Here is a 13,945-nt window from a genome sequence, read left to right as displayed (position 1 = left end):
CCCCGCGGTTCCGGGATCCCCACCCGGAACCGCACCCCTGTCTGACCAGCCGGACCCCCGACATGCTTGACACAACCGCCCCCCGTGCCCTTCCGCTTGCTGCCGGCATCGGCTTCAAATCGCGACATTTCGCCGGTCTGATCGAGGCCCCGGGCCCCGTTGCATGGCTGGAGGTTCATGCCGAGAACTACATGGGCAATGGCGGCCGCCCCTTGGCGCAACTGCGCGCGCTGGCCGAACGCTTTCCGATCTCGGTTCATGGCGTCGGCCTGTCGATCGGGGGCGAGCGTGCGCTTGACCGCGACCATCTTGCGCGGCTGCGGCACCTGTGCGGCTGGCTGCAGCCCGCCAGCTTTTCGGAACATCTGGCTTGGTCGACCCATGACACCGGGTTCCTGAACGATCTTCTGCCCCTGCCCTATACCGCCGCGACCCTGACCCGCGTCGCCGTGCATATCGACGAGGTGCAGACTACGCTTGGGCGGCGCATGCTGCTGGAAAACCCCTCAACCTATCTGGCCTTTGCCGACAGCGAGATGGCGGAGGTCGAATTCCTCGCCGAACTGGCGCGGCGCACCGGCTGCGGGCTGTTGCTCGATGTGAACAACGTCTTCGTGTCGGCCACCAATCAGGGCTGGGACGCGCGCGCCTATATCGACGCCTTCCCGCTCGATGCCGTGGGCGAGATCCATCTGGGCGGCCATGACGAGGATACCGACGACCAGGACCGCCCGCTTCTGATCGACAGCCATGGCCGACCGGTCGTGGACCCGGTCTGGACGCTTTACGCTCACACCATCGCCCGCGGCGGCCCACGGCCCACGCTGATCGAATGGGACACCGACGTGCCGCCCCTGCCCGAGTTGCTGGACGAGGCCGCGCGGGCCACGGCCATCTTGCAGGCTGCCGAGGTGACGCGATGAGCGGTCAAGGCCAGTTCGGCGCAGCTCTGCTTGACCCCGCCCAGCCCGCACCCAAGGCGCTGAGGAACCCGTTCGGCGGGTCTGCGGGCAAGCGCTTCGACGTGTACCGCAACAATGTCGCCGTCTCGCTGACGCAGGCGCTGGAAACCGGCTTTCCCACAATCGCCAAGCTGGTGGGGGATGACTTCTTCAAGGCGATGGCGGGCGTCTACCTGCGCGCCAACCCGCCCGCGGATCCGCGGCTGGCGCTTTACGGCACGAGCTTCCCTGGCTTTCTGGCGCGCTTTGCCCCGGTCGCGCATCTGCGCTACCTGCCCGATGTGGCGCGTCTCGATCTGGGGTTGCGGCAATCCTACCATGCCGCCGATGCCGCGCCTTTCGACACCACGGGGATCGACCCCGCCGCCGTCATGGCGCTTAGCCCGCGGCTGGCGCCTGCCACGCTGGTCCTGTCCTCGCGCCACCCGGTCCACGGCATATGGCGCTACAACACGACCGAGGGTGCGCCGAAACCCGCGCCGGGCGCACAAGATGTGCTGCTCGCGCGCAAAGGGTTTGACCCTATGCCCTACCTTTTGCCGCCGGGTGGCCTGACCTTTGCCCGCGCTCTCAAGGGCCGTCTGACCCTGTCGGACGCGATGACGCGCACGCTCGCCGATCATCCCAAAGCCGATATCGCGGCGCTTGTGACCTTGTTCTTCACCTCCGGCGCCTTGACGGGCGAGCCCGACCGCCACTCCTGAAAGGATTTCCCATGCAGTCCCTCATCGCGCTTCACGCCCGGATTTTCGATGCGCTCGAGACCCATGTCGCGCCTACCCTGCTGCCGACGCTGGCGCGGTTCATCTTCGTGGCGGTCCTGTTCCTCTATTACTGGAATTCCGGCCTGACCAAGCTGGGCGACGGGTTGTCGGGCCTCTTCACGCTCTCGACCGGCGCCTATGTCCAGATCTTGCCGCGCGTGTTCGACGCGGTGGGCTACGACCCCTCGGCCTTGGGCCTGTTCCCGAAGTTGATCGTGTTCTTCGGCACCTGGACGGAATTCCTGTTGCCGATCCTGTTGCTGATCGGCCTGTTCACCCGTCTGGCCGCGCTGGGAATGTCGGGCTTCGTGCTGGTGCAGACATGGGTCGACGTGATGGGCCATGGCGCGGCCCTTGGCAGCCTGTTTGACCGCCACGCCAATGGCCTGATCGACACACGCCTGCTGTGGCTGTTCCCGCTGGTCTATCTGGTGCTCAAGGGCGCGGGGCCGCTATCGGTCGATGCGGCTCTGGCCCGGCGTCAGACGCCCAGCGCGGCCCTCACGCCCGCGTCCCAGCCGAGGTAAAGCGCGCCGTCCGCGTCGATCACGGGCCGTTTCATCAACGCGGGATGCGCGGCCAGAAGGGGTTCGGGCGCGTCCGCGCGCTCAGCATCAGACAGACCCTTCCATGTGGTCGAGCGGCGATTGACCAGCGCATCGCCGAATTCCGCCAGAAACCGCGCCCGCGTTGCGACGTCCAGCGGTGTCTCGCGGATATCGATCAGAACCGCACCCTGTCCCGTCAGTGCCTTGACCGCAGCGCGACAGGTGTCGCAGGTTTTAAGTCCGTAAACCTTCATCTTGCCCTCTTTTTCAGCAGCCCGCGCCCAAGGTTGCACGCCTTGCGCAAAAACCTGCCCGGCCCTTGCGCCGTCCGGGTGCCATCATCTTGCTTTTTCAGCACCTCGCGCCATCCTTTTTTGGCGATTGCGCGCCATGGAGTGCAATCACACCATGGACCAATGAGGGAAAGACAGACCGATGCCCACAGGCACCGTGAAATGGTTCAACACCACAAAGGGGTTCGGCTTCATCGCGCCCGATGACGGCGGCAAGGACGTCTTCGTCCATATCTCCGCCGTGGAGCGCGCGGGGCTGACCGACCTGCCCGACAATACCAAGCTTAGCTACGAACTGCGGGCAGGCCGCGACGGCCGCGAATCGGCGGTGGAACTGCGCAAGATCGGCTGAGGCGGATCGGCCGTCAGTCTGGCGCGAACGACCGCCGGTCGTCGAAATCGGCATTGCGGCTTCGGTCTGGCAACGGCACAGGGGTAACGCCGGCACGCCACGGTTCAATCGGCTTGCATCACGTCAGCCAGCAAGCGCGCGTGCGGCCATGACACCGCCCCAAGCGGCAACCGCCGTCACAGCCGTTCCCCATGCCAGATCTATCGCCACCATCTGAGGGTGCCAATCGCGCATCACGGCCCATGACGTGAATTCATAGGTCCCATAGGCGAGAAAGCCGAGGATGGCGCCATTCATCAGCGCCTGCACCGGCACCCCGTCGCGCAGCGCAGGCCATGAGGCGAAGTAGATCACCCCGAACATGTAGGTGAAGTAGAACAAGATGGCGGGCAGCAGCCGGAACCCATCGTACAGCCCGTCGCCAAGGTGGCGCGCAAAGACCGGCTGGATCACCGACCGCAGCATGATCGCATCTGCCACAAGGAAAATGGCACTGGTCACAAGGAAGAGGACAACAAGGGACATCTGCGCTCCGGCACCAACGATCTGAGTGGGACGTAGGGCAGCGGGCCCCTGCTGTCGAGGGCGCGCCGTCTGCTTGCCTGCGTGCAGGCCCGAGGGCCGGGGAAACCGGCGCGCCTTCCGGCCGACGGCAGGGCCAAGCCCGCGCGCCTGCAAGCGCCCGGCAGGCACACAGCCCGGTCCCGCCGCCCGCGCCCCTTCACCCCCTTGCGCCGCTTGCCGTTTGCGCCCATCTGCCCCTGACCGCGCCTTGCCTTCCCACAACCCTGAAAGTAGGGTGCGCCGGATTTCGACAGGGGCCGCGCCTTGCGCGCCCGATATGCCACAAAGGACCGCCCGAGACATGGAAGCCTTCGCCCAGTTCGTCCCCCTCATCCTGATCTTCGTGATCATGTATTTCTTGCTGATCCGTCCGCAGCAAAAGAAGGTGAAGGAGCATCAGGCAATGATCGCGGCCCTGCGCCGGGGCGACGAGATCGTGACAGCGGGCGGGTTGATCGGCAAGATCACGAAGGTGAAGGACGATGCCGAGGTCGAGGTCGAACTGACCACCGGCATGAAGGTGCGCGTCCTGCGCCCGACCATCGCGCAGGTCCGCTCCAAGACGGAACCGGCAGCCGCCAACGACTGATCCCGCGGGGCTTTCGCCCCCCGGACCCGGACCTTCCGAAAGGGCCCTGACTGATGTTGCAGATCCCGTTGTGGAACCGGCTGGTGATCATGCTCGTGGTGCTGGCGGGGCTGTCCTTCGCCATGCCCAACCTGTTCTACGATCGGGTCGAGCGGCACAATGATGCCACAGCCGTAATCGAGGATACGGGCGTCATCACCGATGCTCTGGCGGCGGAACGGGCGCTTTGGCCCGATATCCTGCCCTCGACGCTGGTGAACCTTGGTCTCGACCTGCGGGGCGGCGCGCATCTGCTGGCCGAGGTGCAGGTCGCCGACGTCTACGAGGCGCGGATCGATGGGCTCTGGCCCGATGTGCGCGACGTGCTGCGCGACGCGCGCGATCAGGTCGGCACGATCCGGCGCGAGAATGCGGCCCCGGGCGAACTGCGGGTCCGCATCAGCCAGCCCGAGGGAATTGCAGCAGCCGTTTCCGCCGTGCGCACCCTGGCGACGCCGGTGATCGGGTTGACCGGCGTAGGCTCCCCCACGCTTGACGTGCGGGGCGACGGCGATACCGTCGTTGTCACGCTGTCCGAAGCCGAGCGTCAGGCGACCGACGATCGCACCATGCAGCAATCGGTGGAAATCGTGCGCCGCCGCGTTGACGAGGCCGGCACGCGCGAACCGACGATCCAGCGCCAGGGCACCGACCGCATCTTGATCCAGGTGCCCGGCATCGGCTCGGCGCAGGAGCTCAAGGACCTGATCGGCACCACCGCGCGCCTGACCTTTCATCCCGTCGTGCGGCGCACGACCGACCCCGAGGCGCGCGTCGATGCGCGCCAGATCCTGCTGCCATCGCTCGATGAGCCGGGGGCCTTCTATATCCTCGAACAGACGCCCGTGGTGACCGGTGACGATCTGGTCGACAGCCAGCCGACTTTCGACCAGCAGACCGGGCAACCGGCGGTGACCTTTCGCTTCAACCCGCGGGGCGCGCGGGATTTCGGCGCCTATACCACCGCCAACATCGGCGCGCCCTTCGCCATCGTGCTGGATGACGAGGTGATCTCGGCCCCCATCATACGTTCGGCCATCACGGGCGGCTCTGGCCAGATCACGGGCAATTTCACCGTGGCGGAATCGACCGAACTGTCCATCTTGCTGCGTGCGGGCGCGCTGCCAGCAGAAATGGTCTTCCTCGAGGAACGCACCATCGGCCCGGAACTGGGCGCCGACAGCATCGCGGCGGGCGAGACGGCGGCGCTGGTGGCCTTCTCCGCCGTTCTGGTCTTCATGGTGCTCAGCTATGGGCTCTTCGGGGTCTTCGCCTCCATCGCGCTGATCCTCAACGTCGGCCTGATCTTCGGTGTGCTGTCGCTGATCGGAGCGACGCTGACCCTCCCGGGCATCGCGGGGATCGTGCTGACCATCGGCATGGCGGTCGACGCCAACGTGCTGGTTTTCGAGCGCATCCGCGAGGAGCTGAAAACCGCCAAGGGACCGGCGCGGGCCATCGAACTGGGCTATTCCCGCGCGCTGTCGGCGATCATCGACTCCAACCTCACGACCTTCATCATCGCCGTGATCTTGTTCACGCTGGGTTCCGGCCCGGTGCGCGGCTTCTCGGTGACGCTGGGGATCGGGATCATCACCTCGGTCTTCACCGCGATCTACGTGACCCGACTGATCATCGTGACCTGGTTCGAGCTGCGTCGCCCCAAGACAATCGAGGTCTGAACCATGCGCCTGCGCCTTGTCCCCCAAGAAACCAACATCGACTTCTTCAAATATGCGCGCCTGACCTTCGGCGCGTCCATGGTGGCGATGGTGCTGTCGCTGGGAATCTGGTTCAGCATGGGGCTGAATTTTGGCATCGACTTCCTTGGCGGAACCACGATCCGGACGGAATCCTCGCAGCCCGTGGATGTGGCGGCCTACCGCGCCGCGCTGGATGCGCTGGCGCTGGGCGATGTGTCGATCACCGAAGTCTTCGACCCAACCTTCGGCCCCGACGAGAACGTCGCCATGATCCGCATCCAGGCGCAGGAGGGGCAGGAAAGCGTCACCCCTGAAACCATCACCGCAGTGCAGGACGCGCTGCGCACGGTCTATCCTGCGATGAGCTTTCCCAGCGTGGAATCCGTGGGCCCCAAGGTCTCGGGCGAGTTGATCACCACGGCCATCATCGCCGTGCTCGCCTCGCTCGGCGCGATCCTCGTTTACATCTGGCTGCGCTTCGAATGGCAGTTCTCCGTCGGCGCCGTGGTGGCGCTGGTCCATGACATCGTGCTGACGATCGGGGTGTTTTCGCTGCTTCAGATCCGCTTCGATCTGGCCACCATCGCGGCGCTGCTGACCATCGTGGGCTATTCGATCAACGACACCGTGGTGATCTTCGACCGGCTGCGCGAGAACCTGATCAAATACAAGACGCGGCCGCTGCAAGAGGTCATGAACCTCAGCGCGAACGAGACGCTGTCGCGCACCCTGATGACGTCGGGCACGACACTGGTTGCTCTTGCAGCCCTGCTGATCCTTGGCGGCGACGTCATCCGCGGCTTTGTCTTCGCCATCTTCTGGGGCGTGATCGTGGGCACCTATTCCTCGATCTATGTCGCCAAGAACGTGGTGCTGATGATCGGGGTCAAGCGCGACTGGTCCAAGCCCGATGGCAAGGCCGGCACGCAGTTTTCCAACATAGATGCCTGAGGGGCTTTCGGCGGCGCTGGCGCTGCCGGGGCTTTGGGGGCTTTTGCTGGCAGTGACGGTTGCGGGCACGGTGTTTGGGTTCGCGGGCTTTGGTGCCGCGCTGATCTTCCTTCCCGTGGCCGTGTCGCTGGTGGCACCGGAACTGGCCGTCGCCGCGTTTTCAGTGACGGCGCTGTCATCGCTTGTCACGGTGGTGCCGCGTGCCTTTGGCCAGACCGACAAGCGGGCACTTGGGCAATTGCTGTTGGCGGCGATGGCGGGCTTTCCAGTGGGGGTATGGATGCTGCGCTCAGCGGACGAGACGGTGATCCAATGGGCGGTGTCGGGTCTTGTGCTGCTGACGCTGGCGGCGCTGGTCGCGGGCTGGCGCATGAAGACAGCGCCGCGCACCGGCGCACGTCTGGGCGTGGGGGCTGCGACAGGCGTCGTGGGCGGCGCCACGGGGCTGACCGGGCCGGTGGTGATCTTGTTCAACCTCGGCGCGGGCGCGCCCGCCGCGGTGACGCGCGCCAACACGCTGGTGTTCCTGACGCTATCCTCGGCGCTCTTGTTGCCGCAACTCTGGCTGCAGGGCCTGCTCAGGCCCGAGGCACTGTGGCTTGGTCTGGTGCTGGTGGTGCCCTATGCCTTGGGCAACCGGATCGGTCAGGCGCTGTTCGATCCGGGGCGCGAGGGGTTATATCGCCGCGTGGCCTATGCGATCATCGGTGCCTCGGCGCTGGTGGGCCTGCCGATCTGGAGATGAGGAGAACCGAACCATGCGCATGAACGAGGTGACATACGACGACAGCCGCCCGGTGGATGCCTATGGCCCCGGGTTCTTCCGCATCGGCGGCGAGATCGTGCAGGGCGCGGTCATCATCCTGCCCTCGGGCGTGTTTGGCTGGGGCGGCCAGGACGACCGCGCGCGCCTGCTCGCCGCTGCGGGCGAGATCGACGTGCTGTTCATCGGGACGGGGGCCGAGATCGCCCAAATCCCCCGTGATCTGCGCGCCGTGCTGGAAGGCGCGGGTCTCGGGGTGGAAATCGCGGCGAGCCCGGCGGCCTGCCGGACGTATAACGTGCTTTTGTCCGAGGGGCGGCGCGTGGGGCTGGCGGCGCTTCCGGTCTGACGGAGGCAATGCCGGCAACCCCTACGGCAACTGCCCCGTCGGCAGGGCCAGCCCGCCCAGGATCATCACCCCAAGTTCCCGTTCCAGCTTGCGGCGCATGGCGCGGGCAAAATCATCATGGCTGTCGGCGTATTCGACAAAGGCGCCGGGGCCGCGGATCACCTCCGAGAGGTAATACTCCTCGATCCCGCGCGCAGCACCGCCAATGGCCAGCCCGTTCACCGTGATGCCGACAAAGGGGAAATGCGCATAGGCTTCGGCAGGGCCGAACCCGTCATTGTTGATACCATCGCCCGAGATGTCGAGCGTCTGGAACAGGCAGGGCGGCGCCACCGCGAAACGCTCCGCAGCATAGCCCAGCGCATAGCCCAGAGCGGTCGGGAAATCCTCGTGGCGGCGGGTTTGACGCGCAAGGCGTTCGGCGATGCGCGTCAGATCCTCCTCCGAGGTGATCAGCGTCCAGTCCACGATCAGGTCCTGCTGAAACCGCCCCGACCATTCGTAGATCGACAACGCCACCGGGCCGGGACCGTTCACGAACGCCTCCACGATCTCGGGCGCAATGAGCGCGCTGGCGATCCCGTCCAGTTGCTGGCGGTATTCACCCGCATCGACCGAGGCCGAGACATCGACGCCTAGCAAAAGCGCAAGGCGGCACTGCTCCTGCGCGGCCACCGGGCTGGCGGCCAGCGCAAAGGCAAGGGCCGCCGCCGTCCTCACCAATGGCCCGTGTTGGGCATCGAGGCCCAAGGCTCGGCCGGGGCCAGCGCCTCGCCCTCCTGCAGCAACTCGACCGAGATGTTGTCGGGCGAGCGCACAAAGGCCATGTGCCCGTCGCGGGGCGGGCGGTTGATCGTCACGCCATGATCCATCAGGTGCTGGCAGAGCTCGTAGATATTGCCGACCCGGTAGGCGAGATGGCCGAAATGGCGGCTGTCGGACGGCAGGCCCTCGTCGCCATCCCAGTTGTAGGTCAGTTCCACCGGGCATTCGGGTTGGTTCGGGGGCGCCATGAAGACCAGCGTGAAGCGGCCCTTCTCACTCTCGATCCGCCGCGTCTCGTGCAGGCCGAGCAGCTGGTAGAAGGCCATGGATTTCTCCAGATCCTTCACCCTCACCATCGTGTGCAGGTATTTCAGCATCATCTGTCCTTCCGGTTTGTCCCTTGCGCCCGATCCTAGCGCGGGTGGCGTCCGGGCACATCCCCGACGGGCGGTAAATTTCCTGTGGGTAAAACCGCCCTGCCGCACCCCCTTTATCTTGCGGTGTGGCGGTTGCGTAATGCAAGATATGGGGGTTCGCCCCGCCATGCCCCAAGCCCGAAAAGGAGTGGCCCATGCCCCTCACCCCCGAAGCCCAGGCCGAGATCGCCGACGCCCGCGCCACCCCGCGCCCCACGCTCCGCGCCGTCAGCGAGGGGATGGAGGCGCATCTCTACACCGCCCATCCGGTGCTCGATCACGGCTTTGTCCGCGTCATCGACTACATGGGCGACGACAGCGCCATCGTGCAGGCCGCGCGCGTCAGCTACGGGGCGGGCACCAAGCATGTCAGCAATGACGAGGGACTGATCCGCTACCTGATGCGGCACTGGCATTCGACCCCCTTCGAGATGTGCGAGGTCAAGTTCCACGTCAAGCTGCCCGTCTTCGTGGCCCGCCAGTGGATCCGCCACCGCACCGCCAATGTGAACGAATATTCCGCGCGCTATTCGATCCTGGACCGCGAGTTTTACATCCCCGCGCCCGAGAACCTTGCGGCGCAATCCACCGTCAACAATCAGGGCCGCGGCGCGGTGCTGGAGGGTGAGGAAGCCGCCCGCGTGCTGGAGTTGCTCAAATCCGACGCAGGCCGCGCCTATGACAATTACGAGGCGATGCTTTCGCAGGATGGCCAGCAGGGTCTGGCCCGCGAACTGGCGCGGATGAACCTGCCCGCGAACATCTACACGCAATGGTATTGGAAGGTGGACCTGCACAACCTTTTCCACTTCCTGCGCCTACGGGCGGACGCCCATGCGCAATACGAGATCCGGGTCTATGCGGAACTGATGTGCAAGCTGGTGGCCGATTGGGTGCCGCTCGCCTATGCGGCCTTCGCCGATTACCGGATGGGCGGCGTGAACCTGAGCGCCAAGGGGCTCGAGGTGATCCGGCGGCGTCTGGCGGGGGAGGACGTGACGCAGGAGACGAGCGGGATGAGCAAGGGGGAATGGCGGGAGTTTGAGGGGGTGTTTGGGTGAATGATAACGGCTCTGTTGCGACAGAGCCCTTCACGTATGACAACTTAACCCATATGAGGTTTTATTAAAAGTCCTTGTCCTGTTGGCAGTGTAGCAACCATCGTATTTTTAGATCTGGCAAAATTATTCCATACATTATATGTTTCAAAGTGATGCTTCCAACCGTAGTCATCGATTACAATGAAGGCAGTTGGCGATATTTTATCCCAAAGCGAATTAATAACCTCAAGTTCCGTTTTAGCGACATTCAGATCAACGCTTAGGTAACATATTTTATTGATCTTGCAGTCACTAAGACTACCAGGCAAAATACCCCTAACCAGTTCGACGTTGGGGAATTCCTGAAAGTTTTGCCTGACATCCTCGTAGCTGTCATAATACCCCATTCTAGTGTTTTCTGACTCTGTCGCGGTCGGTATGCCCTTGAATGTGTCAAAGAGATAAAACTTTTTTGGAACTTTTTGGAATCCAAGGCTATTGCAAATAGTGGTTGAAAGCAAACCACTGTCAACTCCACACTCAACAAAATCGCCCTCCAGTGATAGGCCATGCCTTGCGGCAAACAAAGCTACATGTGCCCTCCACCTAATATCAGGGACATCTATTGGGCTGTTTTTATAAGCATTTTCAGCCTTTAACCATGCAGATGAAAAATTAGGGTCGTCCATGAAATCCAAATTCACAAACCACGTGGAAAACGCGTCGCCAATATAACCTCGCCTTACTTTAGGCTTGCGCTTAATTCCAAGTGTTCTCTTTATATAACGCCCAATTCCAAAAGCCATTTTTCCTCCTCAATTTCAAAATTACTGCGCGGAACATTCTGGAAATATTTGCGCCCATTTTTACCGCTGTTACCGACTATCCCTATACTAGGGGCCCAATTCTTGCAATACCCCTACGTGGTAATACGGACCCAAGTTTCCGAACGGGCCAACAATTGCTCAGTTGTACCTCGAGGCGGAGAGCAGAGTCCGTCGGGTTGATTTAGAGGAACTCCAAACGATGGAGTTCCTCGCCCCGGGCCGAACAGCGTCCGCAGGACGCCGGCCCATCGCCGACCCGCCCCCCGGGGCGGCGATTTGGTGACGTGGGCGCTCCGGCCAAAGGTCGTCCGGGCATGGCACCATAAAGCGCAAGGCTCAAAGGTCAGATCGCCTCCCCGCGGCTCGGCGATGGCCCGGCTTGGTGAGGGCGTCGAGCGGTATTGCGGTGCGCCTGAAGGCGCAACCTACCCATTCACGCCCGCTACTCCCCCCGCGCCTCCGCCCGCAACTGCGCCACCAGTTCCGCATTCGCCGCCTCCCACGCCGTAAACGCGCGATAGGTGGCGATCCGCTCCGCCCCATATTCCGGGGTGCCCATGGGCGACGGGTCCAGAGGCGCAAACCAGTCCTTCACCGCCTCGTAGGTCTCGACGCAGGCGAACCGGTCGTGGCTGAGCGGCTGCTGCCCCTGCGCTGCCGCATCGCAGGTGTAATAGGCCAGCAAAAGGGCAAGGAAGTCTCCCAAGGCGCGACTCCTTTCCGGCCAGCAGACCGCCGCCGCCCCGCCCCTGTCAAGCCGCGCCGCCGCCCGCGCGGTCACGTCTGCGTCAGGCCCGCCGCCACGCGCCCCTTCCCCCCTCCGCCCGCCTCTGGCATACCCCGCCCGACGACAGCGCCAGACGAGGCCCCCATGCACGACATCCGCGCCATCCGTGAAAATCCCGCCGCCTTCGACGCCGCCCTCGCCCGCCGTGGCATGGCCTCGCAGTCCCTCACCATCCTGTCGCTCGACGAGGCACGCCGCGCCTGCATCCTGGCCGCGGAAACCGCGCTGGCCGACCGCAACGCCGCCTCCAAGGAGGTCGGCGCCGCCAAGGCGCGCGGCGACGAGGCCGAGTTTGACCGGCTGCGCGCGTTGGTGACCGAGAAAAAGGACGAGATCGCAAGGCTGGAGGAAGAGGCCAAGGCCAAGGACGGCGCGCTCCGCGACCTGCTCGCCACCATCCCCAACCTGCCCTATCCGGACGTGCCCGATGGCGCGGACGAGGCGGGCAATGTGGAGTTGCACCGCTGGGGCACGCCGCGCGCCTTCGACTTTGCGCCCAAGGAACATTACGAGATCGCAGGCGCCGCCCCCGGCCTTGATTTCGAGACGGCGGCGAAACTCTCGGGCGCACGCTTTGTCGTGATGCAAGGCGCCATCGCCCGCCTGCACCGGGCGCTGGCGCAATTCATGCTCGACATCCACACGACCGAGAACGGATTGACCGAGGTGAACGGCCCGGTGTTGGTCCGCGCGGAAACCATGTTCGGCACCGGACAGTTGCCGAAGTTCGGCGAGGACAGCTACGAGACGACCAATGGCTGGTGGCTCATCCCCACCTCCGAGGTGTCGCTGACCAACATCGTCGCGGGCGAAATCCTTGACGAAGCCACCCTGCCCATGCGCCTGACCGCCCATTCGCTGTGCTTCCGCTCCGAGGCCGGATCGGCAGGCCGCGACACGGCGGGCATGCTGCGCCAGCATCAGTTCGAAAAGGTCGAGATGGTGTCGATCACCCATCCCGACCACTCGGATGCGGAACAGACCCGCATGTTGCGCTGCGCCGAGGGCATCCTCGAACATCTCGGCATCCCCTACCGCACCATGGTGCTGTGTACCGGCGACATGGGCTTCGGCGCGCGGCGCACCTATGACATCGAGGCCTGGCTGCCGGGCCAGAACACCTACCGCGAGATCAGCTCGGTTTCCACCTGCGGCGATTTTCAGGCGCGACGGATGAACGCGCGGTTCCGCCCCACAGGCGGCGGCAAGCCCGAGTTTGTCCATACGCTCAACGGCTCCGGCCTCGCCGTGGGCCGCTGCCTGATCGCGGTTCTGGAAAACGGCCAGCGGGCGGATGGGTCGGTGGTTATCCCGGCGGTGCTGCATCCCTATATGGCGGGCAAGACATGCATCACGCCCGAGGGAACCCTTGCCTGATCTGGAAAACCCCGACGACCCGCAAGACGGCGCCAAGCTCAAGGCGGTGCTGGTGCTTGTGGCTGCCGTGGCCTTCGTCGTCTCGCCCTTTCTGGCACAGCCCTTCACCGGCTTTGATCCGGCGCAGCTACCGATCCCGGTCGACGATCCCCCGATCCAGCCGGCAGGCTATGCCTTCTCGATCTGGGGCGTGATCTACCTCTGGCTGCTCGGCTCCGCGGGCTACGGCCTGTTGCGCCGCGACACCGCCGCCGATTGGGACGCGGGGCGCTGGGGCGCCTTCGTCAGCCTCGCCATAGGCGCCAGCTGGATCGCGGTCGCGCTGAGCGCCCCGGTGATGGCCACGATCCTGATCTGGGCGATGCTCGGCGGCGCGCTCTGGGCGCTCCTGCGCGCTCCCGCCCGAGACCGGGCGTGGAATGCCCTCCCCCTCGGTCTCTATGCCGGCTGGCTCACCGCCGCGTCCTGCGTGGCGACCGGCACCGTGGTCATGGGTTACGGTTGGGGCAGCCCGGCGGCTGTCAGCTGGGTCATGCTTCTGATCGCTCTTGCCCTCGCCGTCGCCCTTACGCTTCGCCTGCGCACGCCCACCTATCCCCTCGCGGTTGGCTGGGCGCTGATCGGCGTGCTCGCCACCAACGGTGCCACCGCCTTCGGTATCGCCGCAGGCCTTGGCGCCGCGGCGATGCTGGCGCTGGCGGCCCGCCAGATCCGCGCCTAACCCCTTCTCTGTTTCAAAAATATCCCAGGGGAGGCCGAAGGCCGGGGGCAGAGCCCCCAATCAGGGGGCCCCGCCCGCTTGCCGCGCCGCCCCCCAGCCGCTAGACCCGAGCGCAACCGCACCCGGCAGGACGAC

18 protein-coding genes are annotated in these 13,945 nt (G+C 64.8%); 12 read left to right on the top strand and 6 right to left on the bottom strand.

The genetic code is table 11. The annotated features are described in order from the left end of the window. Window positions 1-62: 62 nt before the first annotated feature. From bufB to C7455_RS08050, 3 genes are read left to right on the top strand one after another with little or no spacing between them, the layout of a single operon-like run. Entirely contained in the window at window positions 63-923 is an 861-nt protein-coding gene (bufB, locus tag C7455_RS08060; RefSeq protein ID WP_109667205.1) for an MNIO family bufferin maturase, read from the top strand. Beyond that, window positions 920-1,666 carry an HvfC/BufC N-terminal domain-containing protein gene (locus C7455_RS08055; RefSeq protein ID WP_109667203.1) on the top strand — a complete coding sequence of 249 codons (747 nt, stop codon included), beginning with the start codon at window positions 920-922 and terminating at the stop codon, window positions 1,664-1,666. Before bufB ends, C7455_RS08055 begins: the two co-directional genes overlap by 4 nt. 11 nt (window positions 1,667-1,677) lie before the next feature. Further along, entirely contained in the window at window positions 1,678-2,253 is a 576-nt protein-coding gene (locus tag C7455_RS08050; protein WP_109667202.1) for a DoxX family protein, read from the top strand. Here the strand turns inward: C7455_RS08050 and C7455_RS08045 are convergent. After that, complete coding sequence (locus C7455_RS08045) at window positions 2,208-2,528, bottom strand: arsenate reductase family protein (protein ID WP_109667200.1); 321 nt, start codon at window positions 2,526-2,528, stop codon at window positions 2,208-2,210. The two genes, C7455_RS08050 and C7455_RS08045, sit on opposite strands and share 46 nt — an antisense overlap. A gap of 181 nt (window positions 2,529-2,709) precedes the next feature. Here C7455_RS08045 and C7455_RS08040 point away from each other — a divergent pair, with 181 nt between their 5' ends. Next, window positions 2,710-2,919, top strand: a complete 210-nt coding sequence (locus tag C7455_RS08040; protein WP_109667199.1) for a cold-shock protein — start codon at window positions 2,710-2,712, stop codon at window positions 2,917-2,919. Window positions 2,920-3,042: 123 nt separating this feature from the next. On the opposite strand, the gene C7455_RS08035 is transcribed toward C7455_RS08040, so the two are convergent. Continuing rightward, the gene (locus C7455_RS08035; RefSeq protein WP_109667197.1) at window positions 3,043-3,444 is read right to left on the bottom strand and encodes a DUF2177 family protein; all 402 of its coding nucleotides are present in this window, start codon (window positions 3,442-3,444) and stop codon (window positions 3,043-3,045) included. Between the two features lie 340 nt (window positions 3,445-3,784). On the opposite strand from C7455_RS08035, the gene yajC reads away from it, so the two are divergent. From yajC to C7455_RS08010, 5 genes are read left to right on the top strand one after another with little or no spacing between them, the layout of a single operon-like run. After that, window positions 3,785-4,072 carry a preprotein translocase subunit YajC gene (gene yajC / locus C7455_RS08030; RefSeq protein ID WP_109667196.1) on the top strand — a complete coding sequence of 96 codons (288 nt, stop codon included), beginning with the start codon at window positions 3,785-3,787 and terminating at the stop codon, window positions 4,070-4,072. Window positions 4,073-4,125: 53 nt separating this feature from the next. Continuing rightward, window positions 4,126-5,793, top strand: a complete 1,668-nt coding sequence (gene secD / locus C7455_RS08025) for a protein translocase subunit SecD (protein ID WP_109667194.1) — start codon at window positions 4,126-4,128, stop codon at window positions 5,791-5,793. 3 nt (window positions 5,794-5,796) lie between these two features. Further along, window positions 5,797-6,765 (top strand): protein translocase subunit SecF, encoded by a 969-nt coding sequence (gene secF, locus C7455_RS08020; protein WP_109667192.1) that lies wholly within the window; start codon window positions 5,797-5,799, stop codon window positions 6,763-6,765. Beyond that, complete coding sequence (locus C7455_RS08015) at window positions 6,758-7,510, top strand: sulfite exporter TauE/SafE family protein (RefSeq protein ID WP_109667191.1); 753 nt, start codon at window positions 6,758-6,760, stop codon at window positions 7,508-7,510. Before secF ends, C7455_RS08015 begins: the two co-directional genes overlap by 8 nt. A 13-nt stretch (window positions 7,511-7,523) precedes the next feature. Next, window positions 7,524-7,877, top strand: a complete 354-nt coding sequence (locus C7455_RS08010) for an Mth938-like domain-containing protein (protein ID WP_109667189.1) — start codon at window positions 7,524-7,526, stop codon at window positions 7,875-7,877. A 21-nt stretch (window positions 7,878-7,898) separates the two neighbouring features. Here the strand turns inward: C7455_RS08010 and C7455_RS08005 are convergent, their stop codons facing one another. Both C7455_RS08005 and C7455_RS08000 read right to left on the bottom strand, forming a co-directional pair. Further along, a complete protein-coding gene (locus C7455_RS08005) occupies window positions 7,899-8,597 on the bottom strand; it encodes a DUF1194 domain-containing protein (RefSeq protein WP_109667188.1) in 699 nt (232 codons plus the stop codon). After that, window positions 8,594-9,022, bottom strand: coding sequence for a VOC family protein (locus C7455_RS08000; RefSeq protein WP_109667186.1), 429 nt, complete (start codon window positions 9,020-9,022; stop codon window positions 8,594-8,596). The genes C7455_RS08005 and C7455_RS08000 overlap by 4 nt, the downstream gene beginning before the upstream one ends. A gap of 191 nt (window positions 9,023-9,213) precedes the next feature. Between C7455_RS08000 and thyX the strand changes: the two genes are divergently transcribed. After that, a complete protein-coding gene (gene thyX, locus C7455_RS07995; RefSeq protein ID WP_109667185.1) occupies window positions 9,214-10,119 on the top strand; it encodes an FAD-dependent thymidylate synthase in 906 nt (301 codons plus the stop codon). A gap of 44 nt (window positions 10,120-10,163) precedes the next feature. Here the strand turns inward: thyX and C7455_RS07990 are convergent, their stop codons facing one another. Continuing rightward, a complete protein-coding gene (locus C7455_RS07990; RefSeq protein WP_109667183.1) occupies window positions 10,164-10,904 on the bottom strand; it encodes a TylF/MycF/NovP-related O-methyltransferase in 741 nt (246 codons plus the stop codon). 463 nt (window positions 10,905-11,367) lie between these two features. Continuing rightward, window positions 11,368-11,631 carry a hypothetical protein gene (locus C7455_RS07985; protein WP_146199956.1) on the bottom strand — a complete coding sequence of 88 codons (264 nt, stop codon included), beginning with the start codon at window positions 11,629-11,631 and terminating at the stop codon, window positions 11,368-11,370. Window positions 11,632-11,796: 165 nt separating this feature from the next. On the opposite strand from C7455_RS07985, the gene serS reads away from it, so the two are divergent. Together serS and C7455_RS07975 are read left to right on the top strand one after the other, a co-directional pair. Continuing rightward, window positions 11,797-13,089 (top strand): serine--tRNA ligase, encoded by a 1,293-nt coding sequence (gene serS, locus C7455_RS07980; protein ID WP_109667180.1) that lies wholly within the window; start codon window positions 11,797-11,799, stop codon window positions 13,087-13,089. Continuing rightward, complete coding sequence (locus C7455_RS07975; protein ID WP_245904265.1) at window positions 13,082-13,810, top strand: tryptophan-rich sensory protein; 729 nt, start codon at window positions 13,082-13,084, stop codon at window positions 13,808-13,810. The genes serS and C7455_RS07975 overlap by 8 nt, the downstream gene beginning before the upstream one ends. Window positions 13,811-13,945: the final 135 nt, after the last annotated feature.

The organism is Roseicyclus mahoneyensis, assembly GCF_003148775.1.
Classification (GTDB): Bacteria; Pseudomonadota; Alphaproteobacteria; order Rhodobacterales; family Rhodobacteraceae; genus Roseicyclus; species Roseicyclus mahoneyensis.
The sequence above is the reverse complement of the archived record's forward strand: the minus strand, read 5'-3'. Positions and strand labels throughout refer to the sequence as shown.